This is a genomic window from Labrenzia sp. ATLA3, assembly GCF_057180185.1.
The window spans coordinates 67,192-92,457 of the sequence record NZ_JBXUKV010000008.1 but is presented as its reverse complement, the minus strand read 5'-3'; the positions used below and the strand labels follow the sequence as shown (position 1 = coordinate 92,457).

Below are 25,266 nucleotides of genomic sequence, written 5' to 3'. Positions count from 1 at the left end.
TTGAAATCATATGTCGCGTGCCAGCATTAACCGCAGCGGTGAGATGGAGGTCTTTGTCCAGGCCGTCGAACTGGGTGGGTTTTCCCACGCGGCCAGGCAACTGGGGATGACCCAGTCCGCTGTCAGCAAGCTGATTTCCCGGCTGGAGGCTCGGCTCGGCGCAAGGCTTTTCAACCGGTCTACCCGACGTCTGGATCTGACGGCCGAAGGCTGCGTCTTTTACGAGCGTGCGAGAGAAATTCTCTCAAGCATCAATGACGCGGAACGGCAGGCAGGAATGGGCGAGCAGCCGGTCGGCCGCATCCGGCTGAACACAAGCGCTTCCTATGCGACCCACGTCCTTGAGCCGGTCCTGCCTCTGTTCCTTGAGCAATATCCCGATATCTCCCTTGAGATCGTTCTGACCGACGCCCTGATCGACCTTCTCGCGGAGCGGACGGATGTTGTGGTGCGGGCGGGGCCGCTCAAGGATTCCAGTCTGGTTGCGCGCAAGCTCGGCGAAACGCCAATGCTGATCGTCGCTTCACCTGACTATCTTCGGCGTGCCGGAGAACCGGCCAGCGTCGCGGATCTGGAAGGACACAGGAAAATCGGCTTCAACTATCCACGGGAGGTCGACACCTGGCGCTTTCTGCGGGACGACGAACCGATAGTGGTTTGCCCGCCCGGCCGCGTTCAGGCCAGCGACGGCGAGGCCATCCGCCGGCTGGCGATCCATGGTCTGGGCCTTGCCCGTCTCGCCGGCTTTACCGTCCGCGATGACATCGCCGCCGGACGCCTGAAGCCGGTTCTTGAAAAATGCTACGCAGACGACAACGAGTCCTTCCACGCCGTCTACACTGGTCAGGGCGGCCCTCTGCCCGCGCGCGTTCGAGTGCTGCTGAACTTCCTCGCCGAACATGGCACCGTGGCTTGAGGACTGCAGGATGCGCTTATGCGGCAACGATTGGGGAAACCTCGGCATTTGAGAGGGGCACTTTCGTGATGCTCAGCAAGATGGAATTTGACCTGAAAAGAAGCATAAGTCTTTGAAGTTTCATGAATGACACAACTATCGCGCTAGACTAATCTGCCTTCATGAGTTCCGATGATTGGTCAGATACGGAAAATGACGCCGTTGTGGCGTCTTACTTCGCGATGCTCAGCGACGAGCTCGCAGGCCGGTCGTATGTCAAATCCAACCACAACCGGCTGCTTCAGGAGCAAATCGGTCGTACACGTGGTTCGATAGAGTTCAAGTATTGCAACGTTTCAGCCGCTGCCAAGGGATTTGGGCTTCCGATTATCAAGGGATACCAACCTCGTTTCAATTTTCAGATGGCACTGGCCGAAGCGATTTCGCGATGGTTGGCAAGACAACCAGAGTGGGAAACAGGGCTGCACAATCCTCTCAGCTCTGAAATGGCCGAACCGCCCACACTCTTCGTCGGTGTGGCCCCCACGCTCAGAAACACGCCACCGCCGGAAGAAACGGAAAAATTGCAAGCTGTCGCGCGACGCTTCGATATCGCTGGGCGTGATGAGCGGAACCGGAAACTAGGTCGTGCCGGTGAAGAAGTTGTGTTTCATCGAGAGCGTGCTCAACTAAAGGAACTGGGTCTCAATGATTTGGCGAGACGAGTTCGTTGGACCTCGCAAGAAGACGGGGATGGCGCAGGATACGACATCCTCAGTTTTACGCCTGACGGAAGAGAGCGGCTTATCGAGGTAAAAACGACAAACGGCTGGGAACGCACGCCGTTTCATATATCTCGGAATGAATTGGAAGTTGCCAATGCACGTCGCAATGACTGGTACCTCTTCCGCCTCTACGAATTCGCGAGGAGCCCAAAGGCGTTTGAAATTCGGCCGCCATTGGAGGCGCACGTGGCGCTTACGGCTACAAGCTTTCAAGCCAGCTTTGGGTGATGGGTGTGCGTTGAAGTGCCGTGTTGCCTAATCATCCTGGCATAGCTGGGCCATCATGAACCAGGCCCCGACCCGCGTGGTCTTCTCGCCCAGATCCTCAGGTCAATGATCACCTTCACCGTCGCGGCCACGGCCAGCGCGCAAAGGGCAGCTTTGGAGAATGTCTCCATCGTACCCTCGATCAGCAGCGCATGAACCACGCTGCCGGTGACGATCACCATCGCCAGCAGGGTGTGCAGCCGGCGCCAGAGGCGGGGAGACAAGGCAAGGCTCCGCCGGAACGCGGCAAGAAAGGCTGCGGCGAAGACGGTCCACATGGCGATGACACCCCAGACGGAAAACGGTGTCGGCGATCTGAAGAGAAGGGCGTCGATCACGTCCGGCGGGCTGGTGATCCAGAGTCCGCCGACATGAAGGACAATGGCCGACACAAGCAAAAAACCTGTCCAGCGGTGAAAGCGCCGTCCGCGCAGGCCGGTCGCGCCCGGTAGATAGCCACCGGCCAGCAAGGGCTGCAGCAAAAGCAGCACCATCGCGGCGATACCGGCAAAGCCCGCCGCGATATAGACCGGCTGTCGCCATTGCAGCAGCGGGCTTGCCGCAGCTGCGAGGATCGGCGCAAGAACGATCATTGCCAGGGCGGCCCAGATCAGGGGTGCGCGAAGGCGGCTCATGCCGTCGGGCAGCTCCGGATCAAGCAGGCTGCAGCACGAAATGTGCTTCCAGACTGGTATCGGCGGAGCTTTTCATTACCGGCCGCAGAAAAACGGTTTCAAACGCGCCGCTGTCATAGGCGAGATGTCCGTGAGGCTGTCCGAAAGCCGGAACGATCTGCGGCATTTCCAGGCGGAAGACACCATTGGCATCGGTAAGCGTAGCGCCATGGCTGCGCTGGTCGCGCTCATGGCCCTCGGTCGTATGCGCCCAGATCTGTATGCGCTGGCCTGCCAGCGGGGCACCGTCGCCCGCGCGCCGCACAGTGCCGGTCATCCAGAAACCGCCACCGCCGATCCTGTCGACAATTGGTGCGCCGGGCCGATAATTGTTGGATCCACCCCGCATGGTAGGGGTTGGTGCCAGTCCTTTTGCACGGGCCGGGACACTCCAGCCAGATGCGCCCGTCACCAGAAAAGCGCTTCCGGTGAGGAGCAGGGTGCGGCGGGTCATGAGGCCGGTTGTCATCATCGATCTCCTGTCGGGCGTTTGGGCCTTGGTCCTTTTGGAAGACCAGGCGCGTCCGATACATCAGTATAGGGCGCTTCCGGGCATTTCCGAGGCCTGCGAGAGCACTCATTCCCTGCGTCGTGCTCACAGCTGCGTGAGCGGCGGGCCTTCCGGTTTCCGACGATCGTGCAAATGAAATGGCCAAAGAGAGATCAGGTCCCGGCAGAAAGTGGAACAGATCAACGCCCCTGCGTTTGTGAAAAATGAGAGCATCTAACCCTTGGATTTCGCCCGGTGACCCCGGCCGGATGATTGCCCGCCCATAGCTTCGCACGTAGGATGCCGGCATGGGGCGTATTCTGGAAACCGAGCTCTACCCGCCGGTCAAAGCTTTTCTTGTTGAACAGGGATATGAGGTAAAGGCCGAGGTCGGTTCGGCCGATATCGTCGCCTGCCGCGATGGTGCGGACCCGGTGATTGTCGAACTCAAGACCGGGTTCACCTTGAGCCTGTTTCATCAGGCGGTCGTGCGTCAGTCGGTGACAGATGCGGTCTATGTTGCAGTTGCCCGGGGCAAGGGCCGGCAGTTTGTCCAGTCGCTCAAGAAAAACCTGCAGCTTGCCCGAAGGCTTGGCCTCGGTGTCATCACCGTCAGGTTGCCCGATGGCGTTGTCGAGGTGCATCTGGACCCGGCGCCTTTCACCCCGCGCAAGTCCAAGCCGCGCAAGGATCGTCTGCTGCGGGAGTTCGCCCGCCGGGTGGGCGACCCGAACACCGGCGGTTCGACGCGCACAACGCTCGTGACAGCTTACCGCCAGGACGCGATCCGCTGCGCCGAACATCTTTCCACCAACGGCCCCAGCCGCGGCGCGGATGTTGCCAAGGCAACCGGCGTCGCCACCGCAACACGCCTGATGGCTGACGATCACTACGGCTGGTTCGAACGGGTGGAAAGAGGCATCTACGCCCTGACGCCCAAGGGGATGGCATCTTTGCCAGAGCCTGACGAGGCGAGAGAGGAGGGGCCTTCGAAGGACGCCCCTAAAGCCCGTCGATCAGCGCGGTGAGCGAATAATATTCGATGATGTTGCCGTCCGGCGCGAAGGTCGGCTTCGAAATGACCGCAAAGCCTGCCCGCCTCTTCAAAACCGTTGAATATGTGCGTCTCGATTGTGGGGCGGCGCTTTTGCGTCAGATGGGACCGGACAGCCGCCCTTCGCGGCAACTCACCCCTTGCGCCCCAGATAGACCGCCTGGGTCACCTCGCGCCCGTCCTGCAGGGGATTTGCGAACACCACCGGTTCGGCCCAGGCCTTGTCAAATGCCTGGCCAAGCAAGGCGGTGATGGCCTCGTCCGGGGCCTCGTCGGACCACAGCCCGACGATCCCGCCCGGTTTCACGAACCGCTGCACGGCACGCAGGCCCTCGGGCGTGTAAAAGCCTTTGGAGCCGCCATGCAGCAGACGTTCTGGTGTGTGGTCGATGTCGATCAGAAGCGCGTCATACTGGCGGCCGTGTCTGTCGGCATCGAAGCCGTCTTCCGAGGCTGCCATGGCGAAAAAATCGCCCTGCACCAGCCGGCAGCGCGGGTTGTCGGCAAGTTCGGTTTTCATGGGCACGAGGCCTTCCTCATGCCAGCGGATCACCGGCTCCAGCAGGTCGACCACGGTAAGGTCGGCAACGCTCTCGTGAGCCAGAACGGCCCTTGCGGTGTAGCCAAGCCCAAGTCCGCCCACCAGCACGTCCAGCTTGTCACCGCTGAGGGCTGCAAGCCCCTTGTCCGCCAGCGCGATTTCCGACGCAGTAAAAAGGCTCGACATCAGGTGTTCCTCACCAAGGAGGATTTCGAAGACGTCGGTCTTCAGGGCCAGGATATGCCGGCGGCGCAGGGATATCGCGCCGATCGGTGTCGGGGCGTAGTCCAGTTCTTCAAACATAGCACTCATCCGGGCACCGTGACCGGTCAGCACCGTTTTGGAAAGGGATGATTTCAGCTGAACCGGCGAAATATCCCGCGCGCGCACAAGGGCAAGGCGGCAGCGCCTCCGGCCGGTGGAAAATTCGCCGTCTTCCGTCAGGCCGGTGCCAGCTTGCGCCGGGCCTTGGCGAACAGGAACAGGACGAGAATGCAGAAGGCCGCCATGCCGGCTCCGGTGATCAAGGCGATACCGGCGTTTCCGGTCCAGTCCGCCAGTTCCCCGGCAACCCGCGGGGCAACCATCATCACCACATAATAGATCGAGAAAAAGACACCCATCCCGAAGGTTCGGCTCGCCGGCGGCAGAATGGACGACGGCAGGGTCATGATCGGTCCGGCCGCAAGCGCGAACAGTCCGCCGACGATCAGAAAGACCACGGCAACGGCGAAGTGCGGCAGCACCGGCACCAGGGGCATCAACACGGCAAAGGCGGCGAGGCTGACGGTGATGATCGCGTTCGCCCGGCCGGTCTTGTCGGCAAGGATGCCACCAAGCGGCACAGCGACGGAAAAGACGACCATGAAGGCACTGATCACCGAGCCGGCCGCCGCCAGCGTCCAGCCCTGGTCCTTGAGCAGCGCGGGGCCGAAGCTGAACACCATGGCCAGTGCCGCGTTGTAGAGGGCCCAGATCGTGCTGGCCAGCACCAGGGCGTAGACGGGAAGCTGGGCGATCCGCAGGCTTGGTGCCGTCGTGGCGCCCATCGGCGAACGGTAGAACAGCAGAAGCAGAACCAGCCCCGCCAGAATGACCGCGGTAACGGCCCACCAGGCCAGAGTGAGATCGCCGGACGCGGCGATCAGGGGCAGCGTGAGCAAGGCGGCGGCAATCCCCACGGGCCAGGAGTTGATGAAGATAGCCATCGCGGTGGATATCTCCTTTCCGGCAAACCAGTCGACCAGCATCTTCGTCATGACGACGTTGAGGATGACCCCGCCGGCACCGGCCAGAAGCCGGGACCCCACAAGCACGTTCCAGTCCGTCACAAGGGTCGTCAGCCCGCCGCCGGCAAGCATCATGACCATGCCGAGCGCAACCACGCGCTTGTCGCCGAAGCGCACGGCGATGGCGCTGCCGGGAATGGCAATGACGACACCCGGAGCCAGATAGAGGCCGACCAGCAGCCCGATGTCGGAAAAGTCCGCCGAGTAAGTGTCGATGATGAGCGGCGACAGGGCGCCGATCGACTGGAACTGGAAGGCCATCGTGAAGCGGGCAAAGAAAAGGACGGCCAGTATCAGCCAGCGGTTCGATAGCATGGACGTCCTCCCTTGCCCGCCAGGGGCGGACCCTAGCAGTACACGGCTGTCCTTCAAGCGCAAGCTGCGCATTTGTGCGGACGCCGGCAAGGATGCGGGATTTCCGGTGACGCTATGTGCTCACCGAAAATCCCGGCTCGGGAGCGGCCGCCTGGCCTGCTCGTGCGGACGCACGGCCCTGCATTGCTGCACGGCTCTGCTGTGCGTCCGGTTTCAGATGCACCGGCACGTCGGCGGTTCAGGCGGTCAGATCAGCAAAACCGCTCCGGGCCGATCCCTTGTGCTTCCGAGTAGCGGTCGCCGTGGGCCCAGCCAACGGGCAGCGCGGCCTCGATACGCTCCAGATCCGTTGCCGTCAGGGTCAGCGCCGCGCCCGAGACGCATTCACGCAGGTGGTCCACGGAGCGCGTTCCCGGGATCGGGATCACATGCGGTCCGCGGGTCAGCAGCCAGGCATTCGCCAGCCCCGCCGCCGTCGTGCCCATCTCCGCCGCAAGCTTGCGGAAGCCCTCCATGATGCGCAGGTTCTCCGTCAGGTTCGGCTCCATGAACCGCGGGTTGGTGCTGAGGAACGGCAGCTCGGCGATCCGCTCGCGCGGGATCGGATGGTCCGTCAGCAGCGAGCGGCCGACGGGCGAGAAAGCCACCATGGCAACACCAAGCTCGGCGCAGGCCTGCACCAGCCCAAGGTCGGGCGCACGTGTGGAAAGCGAATATTCCGATTGAACGGCCGCGACAGGAAACACCTTCATGGCACGCCGCAGGGTAGACGGCGCGATTTCCGAAAGGCCGATGGCGCGGGTCTTGCCCTTTTCAACCAGCCGGCCGAGATTGGCCGCCGTTTCTTCCGGCGTGAAGCGCGGGTCGCGGCGATGGGCGTAGAACAGGTCCACGCACTCTACGCCAAGCCGCTGCAGAGACTTGTCCAGCTCGGCTTCAAGGTGCTCCGCCGAATTGTCGAAGCTGCGGTTGCCGTCCGCATCGGTGGTGATCGTGGCCTTGGTCGCGATCACGAATTCGTCCCGCGCTCCCGGATTGGCTTTCAGATAGGTGCCGAGGGCGCTTTCCGATTTGCCCATGCCATAGACATTGGCCGTGTCCAGATGCGTGACACCCAGATCGCGGCAGGCATTCAGAATGGCGTGGCTTTCCGTTTCGTTCGTCGGTCCGTACATGTCGGAGAAGGACATCGCCCCATAGCCGATGGCACCCACTTCCGGCCCGTTGGCGCCCAATCTGCGTTGTTCCATGTGTCCCCTCTATGCGCTGGAAAAGCTGAAGAGTTCTTTTCTTAAGCCATTGTCCCGGGCGCTGAAAGGGCGGAAGTGGCAGCTGAGTGGGGGGTGATTTTCTGGACAGGCGCGGCGAGGTCTTTTGGGGCAGTCTCCTGCTTTTGGTGCGGAGCGAACTTCCGGACCAACCTGAAAAGCGCCTGTTTCGCACAGCTTTCACCGAAGCGGCCAATTATGCAGGATGCAGAATTATAGACGGTTGAGTGACTGCAACGCGCGACAGGCCTGCCGTAAACATCTCCAGTGGAGATAATGCGTTTGAGTTCGAAGACGAAGGATAATGATTGATGCGTGCACTCGGACTGGTGTTGGCGGGCGTGCTGCTTGGTGGGGGAGTAACGTATGTTGTCACGGAAGGGGCGGAGCAATTGGACAAAGGCATTTCGCACACCTACCGGTGCGACCAACTGGCTCGAGAGGCTGATGCTCTGAAAAGTTCCGAGAAGCTTTTACAGCAATTCCTGCGTGATAAGTCTTTGTCGGAATTGGAAACCATGATTTCAGCTTCCGGACTGCACAGGAGCAACTTCGAAAAAGGTGACCACACTGTCGTCGTCGTCGGCAGCAGCCTTCAGACATCGGCATTGGAATTCGAAGTGTCCCAGACAGGAGAAATTGAACTCCGCCCAATCCCCGGAAGCGAGCCATGTGCTTCATTATGAGCTTGGTGGCCTGCTCACCACTCCGGTTTCCAGGTGGCGATGCAGCGCTCCATTTCTGACTTTAGCTGGTGCTTGGTGGACACAAACCGCCCTGAGCTGTCGTTCGGTAGTCAAGCAAAGAATGCTGCTTCGTGTTCCCAAGCCGGTCTTACAGTGAGCGTTCGCTGAACCCCACCTCCCGCTTTTCGATTTTGCGCTTTAAGTGTCCGCTTATGTAATTGGACACTTATTAGCCCTTACTGAGCAAGCGAACGAGCCTGGATGGGGCTTCGTCCAAAAGGACCAGAAATTGGCTACTTTCGCTCTCAGAAAGACCATTTCCCTTTTGAACCTCATGTGCCTGCAGCCGGTTCCCAGCTAGCACGAGTAATGTTGATTGAAAAAATGCGAGTAAGCAACCGCAACGAAAATGACAGTGTCTACAATAGAGCTAACGTTCAGTCGTCGCGCTCAATCTCTGATGGATCCCTTCCTCTTGTAATCGGATTCATCCTTCGAAGCTCGATAAGACCTTCTATTGCAATAGTCTCGAGCTCCTTAAGCAACTCACGATAACCCAACACCTCTTTAATGTCGTCAGGGACAAAGAGGCCCATCTCTTCTATTTTATCGAAAGACAAAGGAAGTTCGGGAGCTTCTAGTTCCCCATAAATGCTCGCATATGGTGAAATTTTCCACATAATCAGCCCCGCATAAGCATACCTCTCCCATACAGCATCGTATGCAGCACGTTCCTCGTCCGTTTCTAAGTGACCGTACCCAGGTCGCCCAAGAGGTTCGTAGTAGACATTGAAGTTGCTGATATTGTGCTCAATCTGCCAAACGCGCGTCTTATACCATTTTGTAAAATAGCGCTCTTGAAACTCTTGAAATGTTACGAGGCTGATGTTCGTCGCTTCGGCAGCTTCATACGCCCCTCTTTGAAAGCCGACACGAGAAATGATGTAACCCCTATTCGCGCCGATCTCGTTCATCACTGTTCTAAATGCATGTACGATTTCTCTTGGAACATTGGTCCGCCAGTTCTTACACTCGCAAATTATTAGGTTCTGGATACCGTCATTCGTTTCCTTAGCGACCACGTCGACGTCGACCGAACCACGAGGAAGTTTCAGGTTAACGGCTCTCGTTGATTCCATTCCACATTCAAGCAAGATCGCGGCAACCATCTCCTCTAGTTCTTGCCAAGTTTCTGGCATCTTGCTCGTAATAAGTGGCATTCGTCCCTCCGTTGTGCAGCCATGAGCTAGAACACTTATTGGCGAGAAGTACAACTGACTGCTATGAGCATCGATCCTAATTTCGTTGGGAAGATAGATCTCTGTACATGGTGGCTTTTGACAGACCTGTTGTCTCCATAATCTGCGACACCGTTACTCCTTGTGCCCGCATGTTTTGGATTGTTGTAACTGTCTCGTCTTACAAGCCGCCTCGTAGCGTTCCTAAAAACTGCCATGGCCAACCGGCAATCGGAAAATAAGCCTTCGACAAAATGCCATGCCGGAACTGATAGTTAGTTGGCCAACTCCTCGAACGCTCGTTCAATCACTCGGAGTTCGGCAGCGATAAGAGAAGCCAGATAGGAAAAATGTGCGGCGAAAGATCCGTGCTCAGAAATGGCATTGTCAGCGAGGCTCTTGCCCTCCGTGCTCCCAGCGTGTCCCTTAACCTTCGACCTAATCCGCTGAACTGTTCGGAGACCAGTAAGAGGTTCGGTCAAATTTGGTCCAAGCGTGTGTGCAACAAGCTTCTCCAGCAAAGAAATGCTCTGCAACTGCTTGTCGTAGATGATCTTCGTTTTTTCCAAGGAGCTCCTAATCGCCTTTATTTCGAAGCCCTCGACAACGAGCTTGGCGAGATCCATGATCGCCTCACCCCACTCATCGCGGCTAGTAGTTAGGGGTGGATTGGCTCTATCCAAAAGGTCTTCATCCTTCAGCGACCACCAAAGCACTCGCTCTTTTCGCCACCGCAGCAGCATGGAGAGAATGTCGCCGCGAGGATTAGTAGAGGTGAAAAAATCGCCTTTGAAGTCATTAGTGTACGCACGCTCGGAAATGCCAGACTTGGGCGCCTCATTGTAAGACAGCCAATGCAGCTGCTCTGAATAAGGGAGCGCCCGTAGATCGCAGATGTAAGCGTGGATCTGGCCCGCCTCATTCAAGTCGTAGCCGCGGAGATGCCAAGCCGACCGGCAAGATATCTCACGTTCCCCAATAGTATATTTCTCACGATCTGTCTTGTACTTGGATAAGACCTCAGGCCTAAAAAAGGCCGGCGAAAGCTCGAATGGTAGGCTATTTCCTTCGACCTCAAAATAGTTAGTTGTGGCCTTGGGGTCAGTTGATATGCGCGCAATACGATCGTTTCGCCAGTCCTGGGCGATAAATTCGACATATTGTTTGTTTCGACGTCCGCTCCACCCGGCCTTGATATCCTCGACAATCTCATCGACTGAACGTCGTGGGCGCATAACCTGAACGCCTCTCGTGTAAGCGGCCCTTCCGGCGATTTTCTGTCGGTAGAAAATATCGTCTGGAAGCGATATCTGCTCCTCGGGGCCGTCTCCCCATCCGTTGAAGGCTTCTCGGCTCAGAAGTGTGAAGTCAAACATACGGACAAGGGAGAAGTTACCCACAGCAAGGTAGTTTTCCAGATCCGGCCAAGTGAATGACACTAGAGACACTCCGTCTACTTCGCCTTGGATGGTGACTGATACGACTCGGTCAAGATCACCGTTGTCATCGAATTTGCAATAAGAGCTGTACTCAGCTCGCCAATGGAGTCCTGCTAGGTGAGAATACTCTTGGTTCAGTTCGAAATAGGCTCTGCCAGCACCGCTCCATCCCTCGAAAGTACGACGGAAAATAAGATCTCTGCCAGCATTTAGTGGCTCCGATCCGCGTCTCGCTTTCTCGTTCCGCTCGATCCACATAGGTTGAGAACCGCCGTAAACGTAACTCGCGATGCTGGTGAATGGATTGCAGCTCCACTGTAAAAGCTCGTCACGCGGCATCGGGCTGAGTTCGCTGTTTGGGACAACGATTGAGTGAATGAATGCATAGGGACCAGAAGCATAGATCGCCACCTCGTTGGCCCCAGCATTCCGTTGCAGGAAACGCAGATGCTTGCCGGCTTTTATCCATTCAGAAAAATCTTCAGCTCCCGGAGGAACTTTGTCGATCTCCGCAATCTCCTCAAGCAGCTTTTTGTGGAAGAAGCTCGTCATGCCAACTCCATCACAGCAATTATTTATGTCGTAGTGCGAGCCGCAACCTTTCGAGCGCAGATTGGCGCGCAGCCATCAGACTGAGTAGCTTGTCGTCGGCTATGAACATCCCGCCGCCGGGATGTACTGCATCAACGTAGGCTTCGTGCTCAGCACAGGCATGGATCAAATGGTCGATGAGTCGCGGCAATGGGTCGTCAGGAATCTTCCGCAAGAGCCATTCGCACAGTGGGACACCGGCTTTTGCAGCCCTTTTTTCTTCATACGCGCGTTGCGTTGGCCGTAAGGATGATTCCAAAGACTCAACGATTGCGGCATAGTCATGTTCTGGTCGAATCCGTTTTCTTCGATTGGTTGGCCGACGATCAAAATCAAAGTCCGCTGGCACCGAAAAGTCCGCTGCAAAAAGAATACGCTTTTCTCTTTGGGGCTTCGGAGTAATGTCGATGAGCTCACCCAAAGGGCTTTGCCAAACACAGTGGTACTCTGCTGTCCACATGACGGTGGGCCATTCCCAGATGGCCCAGCCAAAAATGGGTCGTCCTCCTGCGACCTCGACCTTCTGAATGACGCCATCGCTACACCAGCCGTAAAGGCCTAGTGGTTCCTCAATAACTCGAACGTAGTCAGGTGGCGAGCCTACAAGCTCCCGGCCAAATGCGATGAGCCTATCGTCAAGATCATGAGGCGTGGTCTCCTGCACTACGTGGGCTTGCATGCGTTGCTGAGCCAGCAATTCCTCGGACGCCCTTCTAATCTCGTGTCTGTTCATTTGACCTCTATGCAGTCTGATGCAAAAGCCTATCAGTTCTGTCTTTGTTCCTCAATAGGAGCAATGAAAAACGGCTAAATGTGGTTGAACAGCGCAACCTCAAGACAGCGTTTCTTGTTCAGCGTCTGAAAGTACTTTTTATATCTCGTCCACTCGATCACTAGGCAGTGAAAGGCCGCACTACAAATGTGGACGATGTAATCTTACAGTCCACAAGTGGTCCTCATTCCCCTCATTCGAACCGCAGCGAATTCACACTCCCCCCATCCTAGACACCACCCCTCAATGAAAATCCCGGCTCGGGAACAGGCGCTTGGCCTGTTCGCGCGGGTGCATGGCGCGGGTGCGTTGTGCGTCGGATTTCAGATGCACCGGCACGTCGTCGGTCTTGGTGGTCGTCTGGCCCAGAACGTCGTCGTTGGGGTGGCCGAGAAGCGACAGGTCGCGGGAGCGGTCCTCGATGTGGTCGGCGATCAGGTGAACGACCATGCCTTCGCGCTCCAGCCGCCCGGTGACCTTGAGGAGCCGCCCGCCGAGAACGGCGGGCCGGAATTTCTCGTACATCTTCGGCCAGACGACCACGTTGGAAACGCCGGTCTCGTCCTCCAGCCTCAGAAAGATCACGCCCGAGGCCGTGCTGGAAGTGGCAGCTCAGTCGGCTTTGATTTCCTGGCCAAGAGTGGCCAGCCCTTTCAAGGCAGTCTCGTGCATTCGGCCCGAAGCTGCTACTCGTTCTTCATGCGGGGAAGGACTGCAACAAGGCCAAATTGACCTTTCCAGCCCCATGAGGATTATTGGCTCAACTGTGTAAACACGCTTGGAATACGCAAGATGAATTCAATCAAGCTCGGGGAATGGGAAATGTGGATCGAGGATGGAAGCCTACCATCCATCTTTGGTTCATACCTCGATCATGCAGAATTTGTGGATCAGATCGACCTCAATAATTCTGAAGGCCGGTTTCTCTTCTTGGGCTTCTCAAAAGGCAATAACGCAAACGGATGGCCATCCGTCATCGTTGCCCAAAAGTATCAGGGTTCACAGCGAACTTTCAGCCCCGGAGTTCTATTGATTTCAGATACTTCCTTAGCGTTTGTCGGCGCTGGTGAACGCCTGCTATGTTATAATATTGAAGAACAGAGGAGGCTTTGGGAAGACGAAACCGACTACGGTTTTTTCGCCTGGTGCCAATCCGGCCCCTATGTGTTGATGTCCGCCGAATTGGAGTTTGGCGTTTGGGATCAATTCGGAAAAAAGCTGTGGTCTACTTTTGTAGAGCCGCCCTGGGACTTTAAGGTTCGTGGCCAATTTGTCGAACTAACCGTGATGGGCGATTGCAGCATTTATAGATTGTCAGATGGCTTGAGGCAGGTTTGAGAAATGGCAGTTTCCTCCGCTCTGCACTGCCAGTTCAAAGCGCAGAAAACGCCCGCTCCCCCATCTTACACATCACCCCTCAATGAAAATCCCGGCTCGGGAACAGCCGTTTGGCCTGTTCGCGCGGGTGCATGGCACGGGTGCGTTGTGCGTCTGATTTCAGATGCACCGGCACGTCGTCGGTCTTGGTGGTCGTCTGGCCCAGAACGTCGTCGTTCGGGTGGCCCAGAAGGGACAGGTCGCGGGAGCGGTCTTCTATGTGGTCGGCGATCAGGTGAACGACCATGCCTTCGCGCTCCAGCCGCCCGGTGACCTTGAGGAGCCTTCCGCCGAGAACGGCGGGCCGGAATTTTTCGTACATTTTCGGCCAGACGACCACGTTGGAAACGCCGGTCTCATCCTCCAGCGTCAGGAAGATCACGCCCGAGGCCGTGCCCGGGCGCTGGCGGGTGATCACCAGCCCGCAGACGGAAACGCGGCGCGCCTCGCGCGGGGTCAGCGCCGCCAGCCGGTCATGCGGGGTCAGATGCGGGATATGCGGGCGCAGCAGCTCCATCGGGTGGGCGCGCAAGGTCAGCCGGGTGGACAGGTAATCCTCCACCACTTCCTGCCCCAGATGCATGGTGGGCAGGAGGACATCCGGCTCGAAGATCGCCTCGCCGTCGATGGGGTCGTTGAAAAGCGGCAGCGGTTTGGGGCTGCGGATGGTCTTCACCTGCCAGAGCGCGGCCCGGCGGCTGAGCCCCATGCCGGCAAAGGCATCGGCTTCGGCCAGCCGTTCCAGCGTGGCCGGCATGACGCCGGTGCGCAGCCACAGGGTTTCCGTGTCCGGATAGCCGTTGCCGCGGGCCGCGACGATCCAGGCCGCGTCCTCCTCGCGCAGGCCCTTGATCTGGCGAAACCCCAGGCGCAGGGCCAGTGCGCCGTCGCTGCGCCGTTCCAGGGTGTTGTCCCACAGGCTGGTATTGACGCACACCGGGCGCACCTCCACCTGGTGCTCGCGGGCATCGCGCACGATCTGCGCCGGGGCATAAAAGCCCATCGGCTGGGCATTCAGCAGCGCGCAGGCGAACTCGGCCGGGAAGTGGCATTTCAGATAGGCCGAGACATAGGCCAGCATGGCAAAGGCGGCGGCATGGCTTTCCGGAAAGCCGTATTCGCCGAACCCCTCGATCTGGCCGAAGCAGTTCTGGGCGAATTCCAGCTCGTAGCCGCGCTCCAGCATGCCGGAGATGAACTTGTCCTTCAGCTGCCCGATGGTGCCCATGCGCCGGAAGGTGGCCATGGAGCGGCGCAGCTTGTCGGCTTCCGACGGCGTGAATCCGGCGGCGACCACGGCGATCTGCATCGCCTGTTCCTGGAACAGCGGCACGCCAAGCGTCTTGCCCAACACCTCCTCCAGCGCCTTGGAGGGGAAGGTGACCTTCTCCCGGCCCTGGCGGCGGTTGATGTAAGGGTGCACCATGCCGCCCTGGATCGGGCCGGGGCGCACGATCGCCACCTCGATGACGAGGTCGTAGAATTCGCGCGGGCGCATGCGCGGCAGGAAGTTCATCTGCGCCCGGCTTTCCACCTGAAAGACGCCGATGGCATCGGCCACGCACAGCATGTCATAGGTCTTCCTGTCGGCCTGGGGCACGGTGGCGAGTGTCAGTTCCTGGCCGTGATGGCTGTCGATCAGCTCGAAGCACTTGCGGATGCAGGTCAGCATGCCGAGGCTGAGCAGATCCACCTTCAGGATGCCGAGCGCGTCGATATCGTCCTTGTCCCATTCGATCACCGTGCGGTTTTCCATGGCCGCGTTCTCGATCGGGCAGAGGGCGTCGAGCCGCCCCTGCGTGATCACGAAACCGCCGACATGCTGGCTGAGATGGCGCGGAAAGCCGATGATTTCGCGGATCAGCTCGATGGTCTGGCGGACGCGCGGATTGTCGAGATCAAGCCCGATCTCCTTCATCCGCGTTTCTTCCGGCCCCTTGCTGGAACTGCCCCAGATCTGCCCCGCCAGCGCGGCGGTGACATCCGCATTCAGGCCCATCACCTTGCCGACCTCGCGGATCGCCGCGCGGGTGCGGAAGTGGATCACCGTGGCGCAGAGCCCGGCGCGGTGGCGGCCGTATTTTTCATAGACATACTGGATCACCTCCTCGCGGCGCTCATGCTCGAAGTCGACGTCGATGTCCGGCGGCTCGCCCCGATGTTCGGAGATGAAGCGCTCCGAAACCATGGTGATGGTTTCCGGCCCCACATCGGTGATGCCAAGCGCATAGCAGATGATGGAGTTGGCCGCCGAGCCGCGCCCCTGGCAGAGGATGTTCTGGCTGCGGGCAAAGCGGATGATGTCATGCACGGTCAGGAAATAGGCGGCGAAGGCAAGTTTGCGGATCAGCTTCAGTTCCTTTTCCGCCAGCGCCAGCGCATGGTCCGGCACGCCCGCGGGATACCGCCTCTCCAGCCCCTCGTAGGTCAGCCGCTCCAGCCGCTCCTGGGGCGGTTCGTTGCCCGTGATCTCGTCCGGATATTGGTAGGAAAGTTCGGACAGATCGAAGCTGCAGCGGGTGGCGATCTCAAGCGTCCGGCGCAGGGCTGCCGGATGGTGGCGGAACAGCCTTGCCATGTCTGCCGGCGGCTTAAGCCGGCGTTCGCCATTGGGCAGGGCCCGTGTGCCGATGTCATCGATGGTGCAGCCTTCGCGCAGGCACGTCAGCACATCGGCCAGCCGCCGACGGCCGGCTTGATGCATCATCACATCGCCGACGGCGACCATCGGCGCGGCAAGCGAATGGGCCGCGCGGGCGCAGGTGCGGAACCAGGCCTGATCGGTGCCGTCATAGCGGGGCGCTGCGCCCAGAAACACATGTCCCGGCGCTTCCTGGCGCAGGCGGCGAATGTGATCCTTAGCCGTCTCACAAATGGTTTCGCGGGCCATCTCCGGCTGCGGCAGGGCAATCAGGATCATGCCCTTGCAGGCATTCATCAGGTCGGCAAAGTTCAGGTGACACTCGCCCTTTTCCGCGCGCCGCTTGCCAAGGGTAAGCAACTGGCTCAGCCGCTCATAGGCGGGGCGGTCGGTCGGCAGCGCCACCCAGTGCAGCGGACTGTCCTGCAGGCAAAGCCGCGCACCGACGATCAGCCGCGGCAGCTTCAGCATCTGCGGCGCAGGCAGGGGCGGGCTCGTGTTCGTCTCCTTGCGGGAGGAGGTGTCGATCTGCGAATGCGAGCGGATCTGAACGCCTTCCTCGGCCGCCGCCCGCTTGATCTCCTTCAGCGCCGAATAGGCGCGGACAACCCCGGCCAGCGAGTTGCGGTCGGTAATGGCAATCGCATCGAGATTGAGCATGGCGGCCCGGGTCACCAGCTCTTCCGGATGGGAGGCCCCCCGCAGGAACGAAAAATTCGACGTCACGGCCAGCTCCGCATAGCGGACCGGCTCTGGCCGGAAGTCGTCAGGAGACGGAAGCACGCTCACCGAAGGGCCTCCCTGTTCTTTCCGATGATGTCCTTGCAAAGCGGCCGGGCCTCAACCGCCGGTCCAGTTGTCCTGCCGGAACCGGAAGACCGTAACGGCACCGCTCTGGCAACGAGTAGGCCCCGGATCTCGCGATGCTCGTCCGGGGTGACACCGAGCAAGGGGCGGGGAGTGCCGGAACAACAACCGTCCTCTCCGCCGTCATCCCGGACGCAGCGCAGCGGAGATCCGGGACCGGGGAGTCCGGACTTGCCGGTTTGACGGTGCGCGTGCCGCGCCTGGCCGGGAAGGCGATAGAGGCAAGGCATAAACTGCGGAACCCCATCAGCCGAACTCCCCTTGCACGAACCAGCCTGGATGCTGGGGTGTGTGGAACAGCCACAGACGCTGGCCCTGGTGGGTGGCGATGCGCCAGTAGTCGCGCAGGCCCTTGGCCCAGCTGTCGTCCAGGTCCCACCAGGCAGGGGTGATCCGCTCCGGCCCCTCGGCCTCGAACACGGTCAGCGCCCGGCCGCGCCAGCGGAAGCGCCGGGGCGGTTCAAAGCCGGTGCCGGAAATCGGCTCGGGCGCGAACAGGCGGATCGGCCGCGGGCGGTTGGCGGGCCAGGCTTGCGCCGGGCGGCTGTAGGCGGCCGGAACCAGCTTGAAGCTGCGCTCGGGAATGTGGCTGTCGACCGGCTGGAACCGCAGGATATTGTCGAGGCCCACCCGGTTGCCGAGCTGGGTGATGAGATCATCTAACCCGTCTTTCTCCAGGCCTTCGGTGCGGTCCAGCTGGCGCATGCCGAGCGGTTCCACCTCTGTTGCCTCCAGGCGGATCATGTCGATGCCATAGCCGGCATCCACCGAGCTGACCCCGCGCTCGAACAGGGCAAGGATCCGTTCCGGGTCGCGCATCGGCCGGGCGAGCTTCAGTTCCACCGCCTGGTTTTCCTGGTCGACCCGGCGAAAGGTCAGCTTCAGGCTGCGCGCGCCTTTCTGCGCGGTGTCGAGCCGCTGGCACAGATGCGCGGTCAGCTGGCGGGCGGCGGCCATGACATCGTCCAGAAGGCCGATCGGGTCGGGCAGGGTCATGCGCACAGCAAAGCCCGGCTCCTCGCCAAGGGGGGAAATCTGCTCGGGCAGCGCCCCAAGCGCCTGGTCGAGGCGGCGCAGGACATCGGGCTCGTATCGCCGGGCAACGGTGGCGCGCGGTAGATTGTAGAGCTGCGAGACCGTGGCGATGCCGAGCCGTTCCAGACTGGTGCAGGTCTGGTCGGACAGCCGCAGGGCCGACAAGGGCAGCGGGCCGATGCGGGCAAGGGTCTCGCCGGTCTCGGCAATGCCTTCGGCAAACCGGGACAGCGCCCAGGCCGTTCCCGGGGTATCGGCAAGGCCGAGCCGGGCGGTCAGCCCCGCCCGGGCCAGCCGGGCGCGGATGTCGTCCAGCAGAGGCTCCTCGCCGCCAAGCAGATGGGCCGAGCCGGTGATGTCGAGAAACAGGCCGTTGCGCCCGTCAAGGCCCACCCAGGGGCAGTAGCGGGTCGCCCACCGGGCCAGCAGCCGCAGGAAGCGCTGGTCGGCGGCCGGGTCCGCCGGGCGGGTCAGCAGGCCGGGGCAGAAGCTGCGGGCGTGAACCAGCGTCATGCCGCGGTTGAGGCCGAAGCTTTCGGCACGTGGGCACAGGTCGTAAAGGCGTTCGGAATTGCGATCGAAAAGGCTCAGCGCAAAGGGCGCGTCGACCGGCCGGGCACGCAGGGAGCGCTCAGCCGCCAGCCTCGGAAACCACAATGACACGATGCGCCGCTGCATCCCAACGTACTACCCATTCCGACAATGTTCCTATTTTGTTCTTTATAAGCGACCAGCGCCAATGAGTCGAGTCATGACCATTTTGACGAGGCACCGGCGCAGGCCCGGAAGTGGGATCGGACGGGGCCGGAATGCCGGTGCTGCGCCAGCGGGTTTCGGCCGCATTGCTGCCGGCGCCTTCCGGGATCAGCAGGATGGCCGTGGTGCGCCCGGCTTCGGCCGCCAGCTGCAGTCGGCGTCCCTCCGTCAGTCCGACAGTGCCGGAAAGTTCGGCCACCACCAGCCCGGCAGCGCCGGACCTGAGCGCGGTTTCCGCACTTGCCAGAGCGGTCAGCTGGTTGGCGGCGCGGGTCAGAAGCAGCCGGCCCGGATCGCAATAGGTGGCAAGACCTTCCGGGTTCACCGGCGGCCGCCAGTCTTCCGAAATCCACACGACGGCCCCCTTGGTCATCCCGGCGGCGATCGCGGCAAAGCTCAACGCGCTGTCGCCGCACACTTCGTGGGCGCGGGCGTGTTTCAACGGAAAGACGGATGAGAAGTTCAAGGACATGCAAGGATCGTCTGTAGCAATCGGTTGGACAGAGCCTAACCCATGCAGACGGGTTGCGGAACCGGATAGAGGCTGTATCCATTCCAAACAGCCGTTGCCGGGCAGGAGCCGGGTTGCTATACGCCCCGGCACAACAGGCAGGAAAGCACCAATGACCAGCAGCCTTCTGGACGGCCGGAAGATCAGGACGATTTCCATCGTCGGCAACGGACCGATCTCCGAGGCCGATGCGCCGGAAATCGACAAGGCGGACCTGGTGCTGCGCTTCAACAGTGCGCCAGCGCTTGGGGCCGCGGGCCAGCGGGTCGACGTTCTGATGCTCAACCGGGCCCGGGTCTATATGTCGAAGCGGATCAACCCTGTTGCCCTGGAGCGCGCGCAGGAAGTCTGGGTGAACGACATAAAGGAGTATGGTGAGGTCGACTGGCTGTTCGTGCGCGAATGCAAGCCGCGTTATTTGGGGCTCGGCCCCACGAACAAGGCGCGGGAACACCTGAAGAGATTCGACCCGTTCGACCGCAGCAAACCGACATCGGGCGCGTCCATCATCGCCGAATTCCTGGATGTTCTGCCGGATGCCGAAATTCACCTGTTCGGCTTCACCCATCAGGGCAAACAGCACACCCATGACTGGGATGCGGAAAAGCTGTGGGTCCAGCAGCTCTGCGACGAGGGACGCATTCACAAACATCTGACACCGGGGCCGAAGCCCCGGCGGAGCGTCATGGGCTGGCTGGAATACGCGTTCCGTTTTCTGGAAAAGCGGGCCAAGCATTATCTTTACAACAAGATACTGCATTCCTCCGAAAGCACGAAGCGCCGGATCTTCGGACAGGACGCCTGAGGCGCGGCGAAAGCATGCGCAAGCGTTCTGCCGGGACCGGAGCTTCTGTCCCGCTCCGATAAGCGGTTGAAAAAATCCGAACTTTCCACAGGCCGGCGAAAGTGACCAAGAGTTCATATGAACGGCTGACCGGTTTCATTTGAGTCACCTGGAGTCTGCGAAAACTCCAGCATTCGCCCGGATTGCGGCGCGGGCGGAGCCGCGTCCTCAGGCAAGCTGTTGCAGCCGGACGAGACCGCGGGTTCCCCCGCAGGGCCAGCCTTGCATCCACCGAATGGCCAGGATTCATTAAATTTAATCCGTTCCCTCTTGCGGACGCGGTCAAGGCGTCTTTTAATGTTCATATGAGCGTCATATAACGTTCATATGAAAACAATACGAAACGCAGGCGTTATCGTTTCTGGTGCCGATGAAGCCATTTTGGCACCGAGAGAGAACCAACTGCTGACCGGGGCGAAAAAACGCCCTGCTAGATGGGAGCAAATGAACATGGCTTATCGCAAGACAGTCGCCAGCCTCGTTGCTGCGGCCGCCCTGTTGGGCACGTCCTCCGCCTCTTTCGCGGCAACCGACATCTCCTGGTGGCACGCCATGGGCGGCAAGCTCGGCGAAGTCGTTGTCGACATTTCCAACGGCTATAACGAGTCCCAGGACGCCTGCAAGATCACGCCGGTCTTCAAGGGCACCTATGAAGAAACCCTGACCTCCGGTATCGCAGCATTCCGCGCTGGCGAACAGCCGAACATCCTGCAGGTGTTCGACGCTGGTGCCGCCACCATCATCGGTGCGAAGGGCGCAGTGATTCCGGTTGAAGATCTGCTCAAGGACAACGGCCTCGATTTCGACATCGAAGACTACATCGCCGGTGTTCGCTATTTCTACGCCGACAGCGATGGCAAGATGATCGGCATGCCGTTCAACTCCTCCGCTCCGATCCTCTACATCAACGAAGATGCGATGAAGAAGGCCGGTGTCGAAGCTCCGAAGACCTACGAAGAGTTCGAAGCCATTGCTCCGAAGCTGAAGGAAGCCGGTTACGTGCCGCTCGTTCAGTCGCACCTGCCGTGGGAATTCGTCGAGAACTTCAAGTCCCGTCATAACCTGCAGTTCGCAACCAACAACAACGGTTACGACGGCGCGGAAGGCACCGAGCTGGTTTTCGGCGAGCCGATCAAGAACCACTTCAAGGCTGCCAAGAAGTGGCTCGACGAAGGTCTCTTCGGTTACTACGGCACCGGCTGGGGTGACAACCAGACACCGTTCAACGAAGGCAAGGTTGCCCTCTGGATCGGCTCTTCCGGTTCCTTCGGCGGCATCGCCGACACGGTCGACTTCCCGTTCTCCGCAACCTTCCTGCCTTACTGGGAAGCTGTTGAAGGCGCCAACAAGGCTTCCTTCATCGGTGGTGCGGCTCTGTTTGCAATGTCCGGCAAGCCGGCTGAAGAGAACAAGTGCGTTGCGTCCTTCTTCGAGTATCTGACTTCTCCGGAAGTCCAGTACATGTGGCACAAGGAAACCGGTTACGTGCCGATCACCGAAGCTGCCTATGAGCTGGCCAAGAAGGACGGCCACTACGAGCGCACCCCGGCTGCCGAAGTCGGCATCAAGCAGCTGTCCCTGGACGGCGGCGAGTGGACCAAGGGCTATCGCATGGGCTTCTACGTCCAGATCCGCGACGTCATGAACCGTGAACTCGGCAAGGTCTTCTCCGGCGAAACCAGCGTCGACGACGCATTCGCAACGATCAAGGCCGACGGCGACAAGCTTCTTGAGCGTTTCGCCAAGACCACCAGCAACTAAGCTTGACCTGGTTGTTAGACCGATAGGGGCGCCCTGCGCCCCTATCGACCTTTGAGCGTGGCTGTATAGGCGTACCAATTCTGCCGAATATGTGCGCTTATGGCCCGGGTCGGTCGACATTCAGCCGGAGGCGGCGGAGTGGTCGATGTCGATCCGCAGCGAAATGAATGAAATCTCGGGCATTCAAACCAATGCCTGATGTTTCGGGCAGGCCGTCCCACAAGGGGTGGCCGGCACCAGTCGTTCCCGGTGGTCGAGAAACGAAATAATGAAAAAAGTCCAGTTTCAGTCTCCGTGGCTGCCGTATCTGCTGCTTCTGCCGCAGCTCGGCATCGTGACGGTTTTCTTCCTGTGGCCAGCCGCGCAAGCGATCCAGTCCTCCTTTTATCTCGAGGACCCGTTCGGTTTCGGCTCGACCTATGTCGGCCTCGATAATTTCAAGGACATGATCACGTCCACCGACTACGGTCGTGTGGCGCGCTTCACGGCGGTCTTTACCTTCTTCGTGACGGTCCTGTCGCTCGGGATTGCCCTTCTGCTGGCCGTCAAGGCAGACAAGGTCTTGCGCGGGGCTTCCGCCTACAAGACCCTGCTGATGTGGGTCTATGCGGTTGCTCCGCCCGTCGCCGGCCTGATCGGCGTGCTCCTGTTCGACCAGCATGTCGGCCCCATCGTCGATTTGTTCGCCATGTTCGGCTGGAAGATGCAGATCGGCGTCAACTATTTCGACACCAGCTTCGCGATGATCGTCACCGCCGTCTGGAAGCAGATCCCGGTGAACTTCATCTTCTTCCTGTCCGGTCTGCAGGGCATTTCCAAATCCGTTCAGGAGGCTGCCAGCATCGACTGCCGGTCCGGCTTCCGCCGGTTCTGGACAGTCACATTCCCGCTGCTGGCCCCCACCGGCTTCTTCCTGCTGATCATCAACATCACCTACGCCTTCTTCGACACCTTCGGCATCGTGGATGTCATCGTGAAGAACGAGCCTGGCAACAACCCGGTGACCCTGGTCTACAAGGTCTATCTGGACGGTTTCCGCGGCAACGACCTTGGCGGATCCTCGGCCCAGTCCGTGATCCTGATGGCGATGGTGTTCATCCTGACAATCATCCAGTTCCGCCTCATCGAGCGGCGCGTGCACTACACGTAAGGGAGGCGGCGATGAAAAAACTGCAGATCTCGGACCACATCATTCTTCTTCTCGGCGTCTTCTTCATGGTCACTCCGGTGGTGCTGGCGTTTCTGACCAGCACGCACGATGCGATCACCATCTACAAGGAAGGCATTCAGTTCACCCCGGGCGGCAAGTTCCTGGAGAACTACGAGACGGTCCTGTTCGAGGCCGGTGGCTTTACGAAGGAAGTCAACGGTTTCGTCATGCTCAAGAACTCGATGATCCTCGGCCTTGGCTTTGCCGTCGGCAAGATCGTCATTTCCATGCTGGCGGCCTACGCCATCGTCTATTTCCGCTTTCCGATGGCAACCCTTTGCTTTTGGGTGATCTTTTCAACGCTCCTGCTGCCGCTGGAAGTGCGCATCTTGCCGTCTTACGAAATCGTCCAGTCCCTCGGCATGGTGAACACCTATTCCGGCCTGATCGTGCCGCTCATCGCTTCGGCGACAGGCACCTTCTTCTTCCGCCAGTTCTTCATGTCGGTTCCGGACGAGCTTCTGGAAGCCGCCCGCATCGACGGTGCCGGTCCCTGGAAATTCTTCAAGGACATCCTGGTGCCGCTGTCGCAGACGATGATCGCGGCAATCTTCATCATCATGTTCGTCTATGGCTGGAACCAGTACCTCTGGCCGACGCTGATCACCACCGACGAAAGCATGTTCACCCTGGTTCGCGGCATCAAGCAGATCCTGCAGGTCTGGGTCGGGGCGCAAATCCCGGACTTCAACGAGGCCATGGCGCTGGCGATCCTCGCCATCGTGCCGCCGGTGCTCATCGTGGTGATTTTCCAGAGCTGGTTCGTCAAAGGGCTCGTCGAGAGCGACAAGTGAGGTTTTTAGATAAATGGCAACGATAACTCTCGACAAGGTCCGCAAGGTCTATGGCGGCAGTGTGGAAGCGGTCAAAGGCGTTTCCATCGATATCGCGGACGGCGAATTCATCGTCCTGGTCGGCCCGTCGGGCTGTGGCAAGTCCACGCTGCTGCGCATGATGGCCGGCCTTGAGGAAATCACCACAGGCGAGATCAAGATCGGTGACCGGGTGGTCAACAACGTCGACCCGGCCGACCGTGACATCGCGATGGTGTTCCAGAACTATGCGCTTTATCCGCATATGTCGGTCTACAACAACCTTGCCTACGGTCTGAAGAACCGCGGCATGGCCAAGGACGAGATCGACCGGCGGGTGAAAGAAGCCGCGCGCATTCTGGAAATCGGTGATTACCTGGAACGCAAGCCGCGGGCCCTGTCCGGTGGTCAGCGTCAGCGCGTCGCCATGGGCCGTGCCATCGTGCGCGAACCGGCAGCCTTCCTCTTCGATGAACCGCTGTCCAACCTTGATGCCAAGCTGCGCGTGCAGATGCGCGTTGAAATCAAGCGCCTGCAGCACTCGCTCGGCACCACCAGCGTCTACGTCACCCACGATCAGCTGGAAGCCATGACGCTGGCCGACCGCCTGGTGGTTCTGAGCGGCGGCAACATCGAGCAGATCGGCGCACCGATCGAGGTCTACGACAAGCCGGCCTCCACCTTCGTCGCCAGCTTCATCGGTTCCCCGGCCATGAACCTGCTGAAGGTCAAGGCGGACGGCAACGGCCTTGCACTTGCAACCGGCACCGGCCTCAAGGGCGCAAACGTAAAGGGCCGCGATGCCTGCACCATCGGCATCCGCCCGGAGCACCTGGAAGTGGTGAGCGGACCCGGCGAAGGCGAGGGCATCCATCTGGAAGCGAGCGTCAACGTGCTCGAACCGGTCGGCGCGGAAAGCTATCTCTACTCGAGCTTTGCCGACGGCGGGGACGAGATCCTGGTGCGCGTGTCGAGTCATGCCCGTCATGAACCCGGCGAGAAGCTGTATCTGCGCGCCGCTCCGGAAAACATCCATTATTTCGACGCCGACACCGGCCGGCGGATCGACTGATCCGGAAAGGTCAGGCAAGGCGGTTTAACGAGGGCCGCCGACCCCGGACAAGCCACCCCGGTCACCCCCGGGGTGG

23 protein-coding genes are annotated in these 25,266 nt (G+C 59.9%); 10 read left to right on the top strand and 13 right to left on the bottom strand.

Features of this window, described 5'->3' with window-relative positions; genetic code table 11:
- Positions 1–10 precede the first annotated feature (10 nt).
- On the top strand, positions 11–916 hold the full coding sequence (locus tag AC2A6O_RS22010; protein ID WP_498930337.1) for a LysR family transcriptional regulator: 906 nt from the start codon (positions 11–13) through the stop codon (positions 914–916).
- A 161-nt stretch (positions 917–1,077) separates the two neighbouring features.
- Positions 1,078–1,908 (top strand): protein NO VEIN domain-containing protein, encoded by an 831-nt coding sequence (locus tag AC2A6O_RS22005; protein ID WP_498930335.1) that lies wholly within the window; start codon positions 1,078–1,080, stop codon positions 1,906–1,908.
- Positions 1,909–1,961: 53 nt separating this feature from the next.
- Here the strand turns inward: AC2A6O_RS22005 and AC2A6O_RS22000 are convergent, their stop codons facing one another.
- Positions 1,962–2,582, bottom strand: a complete 621-nt coding sequence (locus AC2A6O_RS22000) for a ferric reductase-like transmembrane domain-containing protein (protein ID WP_498930333.1) — start codon at positions 2,580–2,582, stop codon at positions 1,962–1,964.
- Between the two features lie 19 nt (positions 2,583–2,601).
- Positions 2,602–3,090, bottom strand: coding sequence for a twin-arginine translocation pathway signal (locus AC2A6O_RS21995; protein ID WP_498930331.1), 489 nt, complete (start codon positions 3,088–3,090; stop codon positions 2,602–2,604).
- A gap of 329 nt (positions 3,091–3,419) precedes the next feature.
- Here AC2A6O_RS21995 and AC2A6O_RS21990 point away from each other — a divergent pair, with 329 nt between their 5' ends.
- Positions 3,420–4,139, top strand: a complete 720-nt coding sequence (locus AC2A6O_RS21990; RefSeq protein ID WP_498930329.1) for a DUF2161 domain-containing phosphodiesterase — start codon at positions 3,420–3,422, stop codon at positions 4,137–4,139.
- A 159-nt stretch (positions 4,140–4,298) separates the two neighbouring features.
- On the opposite strand, the gene AC2A6O_RS21985 is transcribed toward AC2A6O_RS21990, so the two are convergent.
- The 3 genes from AC2A6O_RS21985 to AC2A6O_RS21975 all read right to left on the bottom strand — a co-directional run bounded on the left by AC2A6O_RS21985 (position 4,299) and on the right by AC2A6O_RS21975 (position 7,560).
- A complete protein-coding gene (locus AC2A6O_RS21985; RefSeq protein ID WP_498930328.1) occupies positions 4,299–5,018 on the bottom strand; it encodes a spermine/spermidine synthase domain-containing protein in 720 nt (239 codons plus the stop codon).
- 128 nt (positions 5,019–5,146) lie between these two features.
- The gene (locus tag AC2A6O_RS21980; protein WP_498930326.1) at positions 5,147–6,310 is read right to left on the bottom strand and encodes an MFS transporter; all 1,164 of its coding nucleotides are present in this window, start codon (positions 6,308–6,310) and stop codon (positions 5,147–5,149) included.
- Positions 6,311–6,561: 251 nt separating this feature from the next.
- Positions 6,562–7,560 carry an aldo/keto reductase gene (locus AC2A6O_RS21975; protein ID WP_498930325.1) on the bottom strand — a complete coding sequence of 333 codons (999 nt, stop codon included), beginning with the start codon at positions 7,558–7,560 and terminating at the stop codon, positions 6,562–6,564.
- Positions 7,561–7,889: 329 nt separating this feature from the next.
- Here AC2A6O_RS21975 and AC2A6O_RS21970 point away from each other — a divergent pair, with 329 nt between their 5' ends.
- The gene (locus AC2A6O_RS21970) at positions 7,890–8,264 is read left to right on the top strand and encodes a hypothetical protein (RefSeq protein ID WP_498930323.1); all 375 of its coding nucleotides are present in this window, start codon (positions 7,890–7,892) and stop codon (positions 8,262–8,264) included.
- Between the two features lie 437 nt (positions 8,265–8,701).
- On the opposite strand, the gene AC2A6O_RS21965 is transcribed toward AC2A6O_RS21970, so the two are convergent.
- From AC2A6O_RS21965 to AC2A6O_RS21945, 5 genes are all read right to left on the bottom strand, one after another.
- Positions 8,702–9,484, bottom strand: coding sequence for a restriction endonuclease (locus AC2A6O_RS21965; protein WP_498930321.1), 783 nt, complete (start codon positions 9,482–9,484; stop codon positions 8,702–8,704).
- A 76-nt stretch (positions 9,485–9,560) separates the two neighbouring features.
- Entirely contained in the window at positions 9,561–9,665 is a 105-nt protein-coding gene (locus tag AC2A6O_RS21960; protein WP_498930842.1) for a hypothetical protein, read from the bottom strand.
- 112 nt (positions 9,666–9,777) lie between these two features.
- Positions 9,778–11,493 carry a hypothetical protein gene (locus AC2A6O_RS21955; protein WP_498930319.1) on the bottom strand — a complete coding sequence of 572 codons (1,716 nt, stop codon included), beginning with the start codon at positions 11,491–11,493 and terminating at the stop codon, positions 9,778–9,780.
- 19 nt (positions 11,494–11,512) lie between these two features.
- Entirely contained in the window at positions 11,513–12,265 is a 753-nt protein-coding gene (locus AC2A6O_RS21950) for a hypothetical protein (protein ID WP_498930317.1), read from the bottom strand.
- Positions 12,266–12,547: 282 nt separating this feature from the next.
- Positions 12,548–12,889 carry an OB-fold nucleic acid binding domain-containing protein gene (locus AC2A6O_RS21945; protein WP_498930316.1) on the bottom strand — a complete coding sequence of 114 codons (342 nt, stop codon included), beginning with the start codon at positions 12,887–12,889 and terminating at the stop codon, positions 12,548–12,550.
- Positions 12,890–13,096: 207 nt separating this feature from the next.
- Between AC2A6O_RS21945 and AC2A6O_RS21940 the strand changes: the two genes are divergently transcribed.
- The gene (locus tag AC2A6O_RS21940; protein WP_498930314.1) at positions 13,097–13,642 is read left to right on the top strand and encodes a hypothetical protein; all 546 of its coding nucleotides are present in this window, start codon (positions 13,097–13,099) and stop codon (positions 13,640–13,642) included.
- Positions 13,643–13,721: 79 nt separating this feature from the next.
- Here the strand turns inward: AC2A6O_RS21940 and AC2A6O_RS21935 are convergent, their stop codons facing one another.
- From AC2A6O_RS21935 to AC2A6O_RS21925, 3 genes are all read right to left on the bottom strand, one after another.
- Positions 13,722–17,111, bottom strand: coding sequence for an error-prone DNA polymerase (locus AC2A6O_RS21935; RefSeq protein ID WP_498930312.1), 3,390 nt, complete (start codon positions 17,109–17,111; stop codon positions 13,722–13,724).
- Between the two features lie 324 nt (positions 17,112–17,435).
- Positions 17,436–18,902 carry a Y-family DNA polymerase gene (locus AC2A6O_RS21930; protein ID WP_498930310.1) on the bottom strand — a complete coding sequence of 489 codons (1,467 nt, stop codon included), beginning with the start codon at positions 18,900–18,902 and terminating at the stop codon, positions 17,436–17,438.
- A complete protein-coding gene (locus AC2A6O_RS21925) occupies positions 18,856–19,452 on the bottom strand; it encodes an ImuA family protein (RefSeq protein ID WP_498930308.1) in 597 nt (198 codons plus the stop codon). Before AC2A6O_RS21925 ends, AC2A6O_RS21930 begins: the two co-directional genes overlap by 47 nt.
- Before the next feature lie 151 nt (positions 19,453–19,603).
- Between AC2A6O_RS21925 and AC2A6O_RS21920 the strand changes: the two genes are divergently transcribed.
- From AC2A6O_RS21920 to AC2A6O_RS21900, 5 genes are all read left to right on the top strand, one after another.
- Positions 19,604–20,296, top strand: coding sequence for a glycosyltransferase family 29 protein (locus AC2A6O_RS21920; RefSeq protein ID WP_498930306.1), 693 nt, complete (start codon positions 19,604–19,606; stop codon positions 20,294–20,296).
- Positions 20,297–20,785: 489 nt separating this feature from the next.
- Entirely contained in the window at positions 20,786–22,096 is a 1,311-nt protein-coding gene (locus tag AC2A6O_RS21915; RefSeq protein WP_498930304.1) for an extracellular solute-binding protein, read from the top strand.
- Positions 22,097–22,364: 268 nt separating this feature from the next.
- Positions 22,365–23,246 carry an ABC transporter permease subunit gene (locus AC2A6O_RS21910; protein WP_148582294.1) on the top strand — a complete coding sequence of 294 codons (882 nt, stop codon included), beginning with the start codon at positions 22,365–22,367 and terminating at the stop codon, positions 23,244–23,246.
- Between the two features lie 11 nt (positions 23,247–23,257).
- Complete coding sequence (ugpE, locus tag AC2A6O_RS21905; protein WP_498930301.1) at positions 23,258–24,100, top strand: sn-glycerol-3-phosphate ABC transporter permease UgpE; 843 nt, start codon at positions 23,258–23,260, stop codon at positions 24,098–24,100.
- A 13-nt stretch (positions 24,101–24,113) separates the two neighbouring features.
- Entirely contained in the window at positions 24,114–25,190 is a 1,077-nt protein-coding gene (locus AC2A6O_RS21900; protein WP_148582296.1) for a sn-glycerol-3-phosphate import ATP-binding protein UgpC, read from the top strand.
- The last annotated feature ends 76 nt before the right edge of the window (positions 25,191–25,266 follow it).